At 64.5% G+C, this 985-nt stretch carries 1 protein-coding gene; it reads left to right on the top strand.

Features of this window, described 5'->3' with window-relative positions; all coding sequences use genetic code 11:
• Positions 1 to 985: TonB-dependent siderophore receptor (locus tag J0A65_RS24115; protein WP_206596801.1), on the top strand; the 985-nt coding region annotated here is incomplete at both ends.

The following is a 985-nucleotide window of genomic DNA, read 5'->3' as shown; positions in this document are numbered from 1 at the left end:
ACCAAGGATGCCTTCATCAAGCGCGGCTTCGGCACCAACTCCGACGGCTCGATCCTGCGTGACGGCATCCGCTCGAACCTGTCGAAGAACTTCACCGCCACCAGCGAACGGGTGGAGGTACTCAAGGGGCCTGCCGCACTGCTCTATGGCGCGATGGACCCGGGCGGGCTGATCAACGTCATCAGCAAACTGCCGCAGTACCAGCAGCGCACGACCCTGAGCGGCTCCCTGTTCAGCGAGGGCGGCGGCTCGCTGTCGCTGGACACCACAGGCCCGCTGGGTGACAGCGGCCTGGCCTACCGCCTCATCACCGAGCGCCAGCACGAAGACTACTGGCGCAACTACGGTAGCCACGAGCAGGTGCTGATCGCCCCGTCGCTGACCTGGACCGGCGAGCGTGCCAGCCTGACGCTGTCATACGAATACAACGATTACTCCGCGCCGTTCGACCGTGGCACCGTGTTCAGCGACGGCCACCCGGCCGCTGACGACTATGCCAAGCGCCTGGATGAGCGCTGGGCCGAAACCCGGGGCATCGCCGAGAGCGCCCGCGCGGTATTCGAGTATCAGTTGAACGACGACTGGAAGACCCGTTTCACCCACGCCTGGAACAATGACACCTACGGCCTCTCCATCGCCCAGCCGGTGGCCAACTCGCTGAATGCCACGACCGGCACCTTCAGACGCGTCGGCAACGGCGCGCACTACGACGATGAAACCCGCTACAGCAGCCTGGACTTCATCGGCCAGCAGCGCCTGTTCGGCCAGCGGCATGACCTGCTGATCGGTGTCGAGCACGAACTCAATGATCAGTACCGCGGCAAGACCTACCGCAACCTCGCCAGCATGCGGCGCGACATCAGCATCCACGACCCGGTCTACGGCAACCTGCCGGAACCCTGCGTGGTCAGCGCAACGCAGAGCAACCGTCGCAACGAGCTGACGTCGAACTCGATCTACCTCAAGGACAACTGGCACCTCGACG

Source organism: Bowmanella yangjiangensis (assembly GCF_017255015.1).
GTDB lineage: Bacteria > Pseudomonadota > Gammaproteobacteria > Enterobacterales > Alteromonadaceae > Bowmanella > Bowmanella yangjiangensis.
This window is presented reverse-complemented; position numbering and strand designations above follow the sequence as displayed.